This window comes from Rhodohalobacter sp. (assembly GCF_041686455.1).
Taxonomy (GTDB): domain Bacteria; phylum Bacteroidota; class Rhodothermia; order Balneolales; family Balneolaceae; genus Rhodohalobacter.
In genome coordinates this window covers 1-3,760 of record NZ_JAWLDW010000184.1, presented here as the reverse complement: position 1 = coordinate 3,760, position 3,760 = coordinate 1, and the positions used below count along the sequence as shown (strand labels likewise).

The following is a 3,760-nucleotide window of genomic DNA, read 5'->3' as shown; positions in this document are numbered from 1 at the left end:
TCTCAGGTCTCAGGTCTCAGGTCTCAGGTCTCAGGTCTCAGGTCTCAGGTCTCAGGTCTCAGGTCTCAGGTCTCAGGTCTCAGGTCTCAGGTCTCAGGTAAAAGTTTTGCTTCCGGAGTGATTAAATCAAATTTTTTTGAGTATTAATTTTAAAATAAATACTGAAGTGTATTTTTTGAGTGATGATTAACGAATAACGAACACCGAATAGAGTATAAAGCTCGAAGTGTTGAACAGACTAGAGGCGGTTATCTCGCAAATTGAATTTTTCAACCTAATACAGGTCGGGAGATTTTATGCAGCGGAGCTGCTTAATTTCTGAGAAATGAATCAAACTCAATCTGAGTCAACAATTCACGGTGTACTGTACAACCGCTTCCCTTCCGGATCCTCTTCGTAATCTTGAAATAACCAAACACCAAGATAGGCCAATGGAGTATCGAACAGAGCGAAGAAAAACTTGAATAGATATGAATTTATAATCAGAATAAAGAGAGCGCCTATAGTTGTAACATTATCACCAAGATTACCGGATATGAAAAGTATTGTCAGTATCGTGGTGCTGTCTATAAGTTGACTAAACATTGTAGATCCATTATTTCGCAGCCAAAGATATTTGCCATCCGTTAATCGTTTCAAGTAATGATAGATTCGAACATCCACGCTCTGCGCAATCAAGTAGGCAATCATGCTTGAAACGGTATTGGCAATAACAAATTCGTACACGCCTTCAAATAGGTTCAATCCCCCACTTACACCATAAGTATCCGGTAACCAGTGGCCGAGACTCAAAATGAACAGCATAAACAGGTTCATAATAAACCCGATCCAAACCACCGTCTGTGCCCTCTTTCTTCCAAACAGTTCAGATATTAAATCAGTTGCCAGGAATGTGAAGGGATAGGCAAGCAAACCTACCGGAACACTCATTACATAGATACTTCCATCCCTCACAAGTGACGGTGTAATTGACTGAAGCCACCCGGCCATGTCCAGCGTAAAGAGTGTCACAAATTTTGTGGTTCCAACGATATTACCCAACACCAGAGAAGTAAGAAATATAGCTACCAGAAAAAGAAACAGAGCGTCCCGCCGTTGACCATTTGATTTACGTAAAGATTTAAACTTCATCTGAACCTTTATGAGTGCTGTAGATGTTATGTCGGTAGAACTTGAATTACAGAAGAGGCGTTCAGTTTTTAAACTCACGACGTTTCAGGTTATAGTGAATACCTGTAAACAAATTAAGGTGGTGAGCCCCTTTTAAACAGACACCCTGTACAATCAAGTTTAACTGTCAACCCGAATGAACTATCTATGGTTTTCTGAAGATCATCCCTTCACCGCAATCCCAAAATCACGGGTGAGCGATCGGGATGAGATGTTAACTGCTGGAAGTGAATAATTGAATCGCGCGAATTAATATGCCAAACTTTAGGGTTTAAAGAATCACATTGAACTTACGTTAAACAAGATTTTGTCAAAATGAATAAAGAGACGCTTTTAAAAATTAAGATATCAGAAGCCGCTACCGGCCGGTATCTCAGCAACTCCAGGTTTACAATACAATCACTCGCAGAATCACTGGATATGAGTTCAAAAGATATTTTTGACCTCTTCCCAAATCGCAGGTCTATCCTTGATTACTTTTATGAGTCGAGAATGATTCTGTATAAAGATTCTGTAGAAAAAATTGAGGACTACAGCGAGTTCACGCTAAGTGAAAGACTTAACCACCTTTTTTTAACCCTGCTCGATTCGTTCGAAGAGCATCGGGAATTTACTCTCAACACCTATAAAGAGAAAGTGGTATGGGACAAACGGCGAAATGCATTCAGAAAAATATTCAAAGAGGAGTTAAAAACGATTTTTAGCAATGATCCGAAAATAACCCGTTCCGCTTTCATCATTCAAAATGAGCTGCTTTGGAAATCCATTTTATTACAGTTTCATGGCCTTATTGCATTCTGGGCAAACGACTCCAGCCGGATGAGAGAAAACAGTATGGCGCTGGCCGACAAATGGAGCTCACTCATCGAAGAGATATTTTATACCAGAATTATTGATAAGGGATTTGATCTTGGAAAATTTCTCTGGATGAACTCTTCTCTTAACAAATGCATCACAGATGAAAATTTCAGGCTTTCATCTCTCTGTGGATCAGATCAAAAAAATGAGAAGAAAAAGCATGAATGATTTTCCATCATCGAAGTTCTCTCGTGGTAAAATATTTGCTAAAACAGGATTTAATGTTGGCAAAAATTATGCGAAACACTACCTGAAGTCGATCGCTTCAGGCAATGGTGATAAAAATGCGCTTCACAAACAGACCGCTGAAGAGGTATTCAGCGAGTTTTCAAAGCTAAGAGGAACGGCTCTTAAAATTGCTCAGTCTTTCAGCATTGATCAGGGATTTCTCCCCGACGAGTTTGCGGAAGTGATGACAAAAGCCCAGTACAGCGTTCCGCCCATTAACCGCTCACTGGTACGAAGCATTATCAAAAAAGAGCTGGGTAACTATCCTGAACATCTGTTTAAGTCTTTTGATTCTCAAGCGATGGCAGCAGCCTCGATCGGGCAGGTTCATCGCGCAACGCTGAAGGATGGTACAGAAGTGGCCGTTAAAATTCAGTATCCGGGAGTGCGGGATACCATCTCATCGGATATTGCACTGGCAAAAACACTGCTCAAACGAATTGCTTCAGACAGTGCCACCATTGAAGAGTATATCGACGAAGTGAAGCAGACGCTGATCATGGAAACAGACTATATTCATGAAGGAGAATCGATGGAGCGATTTCATAAGCGGTTCGAATCTGAATCCGTAGCCACACCCCGCTGGATTGAGGAGTACTCAACCGAACGTGTTTTGACCATGACCTATCTGGAAGGTCAGCATCTGAATGAGTTTTTAAAGACTGACCCATCGGATGAAGAGAAGAACAAATATGGTCAGTTGATGTGGGATTTCTTTCACAATCAGATCAATGATGTTTCGAACGGCATCCTGGAGTTTCATGCCGATACACACCCCGGTAATTTTTTATTAACCTCCGACGGCAAATTGGGAGTCATTGATTATGGCTGCGTGAAAACATTTCCAGAGGATTTTTTCTACAAGTACCTGATGCTTCTTCCCACTCATCTCAACCGGGATGAAGAGGCCATTCTGGAGTTGTACAACAAGCTCGGAGTTTTAAGGGGAGATCCAAAGACGCAGCCACGGGAAAAACAGTTCTATGATTTTGCTCTGAATTACGGGTTTACCTTCGCGCTGCCCTACCTTGAGGATTCCTTTGATTTTGGTGATCCGGAATACCGCAATTTGATCAGGCAGTACACAAAGAATGCCCCGATCACCAATGAACCGAGAGGCAATAAACATTTCATCTACAGCACGCGGGTACACCTCGGGTTATATCACTTTTTGATGAAATTGGGCGCAAATATAGAGACGAAAATATCGAGGGAAGTTGTGGAGAGTGTGTTGGGTCAATTTGAAGGGAAGTCAAATTAACAGGCCGAGATACATTGATTAGGCTACGTTTCCAATATTCCCATATGCCACATGTAAAAACCAAACTATGTGGTTTTACAATATGAATCATATTAATATATAGTTGAGCTTTTTTCGTGTCCCATGCCTACGGCATTCTGACCAGGACCAGGTACCGTATTCAAAAACCACAGGTTGAAACCTGTGGCTATGATGTTGGGCATGGCTACGCCATTTGGGTTCGACAGCAGAACTGGATTGAAT

At 41.4% G+C, this 3,760-nt stretch carries 3 protein-coding genes; 2 read left to right on the top strand and 1 reads right to left on the bottom strand.

The window, feature by feature from the left end; all coding sequences use genetic code 11:
• Positions 1-354: 354 nt before the first annotated feature.
• Positions 355-1,131 (bottom strand): queuosine precursor transporter, encoded by a 777-nt coding sequence (locus ACESM0_RS13255; protein WP_372906681.1) that lies wholly within the window; start codon positions 1,129-1,131, stop codon positions 355-357.
• A gap of 354 nt (positions 1,132-1,485) precedes the next feature.
• Between ACESM0_RS13255 and ACESM0_RS13250 the strand changes: the two genes are divergently transcribed.
• Positions 1,486-2,196 (top strand): hypothetical protein, encoded by a 711-nt coding sequence (locus ACESM0_RS13250; protein ID WP_372906680.1) that lies wholly within the window; start codon positions 1,486-1,488, stop codon positions 2,194-2,196.
• Entirely contained in the window at positions 2,129-3,517 is a 1,389-nt protein-coding gene (locus ACESM0_RS13245) for an ABC1 kinase family protein (RefSeq protein WP_372906679.1), read from the top strand. Before ACESM0_RS13250 ends, ACESM0_RS13245 begins: the two co-directional genes overlap by 68 nt.
• Positions 3,518-3,760 lie beyond the last annotated feature (243 nt).

Coding starts and splice junctions, on each gene's coding strand:
- ACESM0_RS13255 (WP_372906681.1), bottom strand. CDS start 1,131: ATGAAGTTTAAATCTTTACGTAAATCAAATGGTCAACGGCGGGACGCT.
- ACESM0_RS13250 (WP_372906680.1), top strand. CDS start 1,486: ATGAATAAAGAGACGCTTTTAAAAATTAAGATATCAGAAGCCGCTACC.
- ACESM0_RS13245 (WP_372906679.1), top strand. CDS start 2,129: ATGAAAATTTCAGGCTTTCATCTCTCTGTGGATCAGATCAAAAAAATG.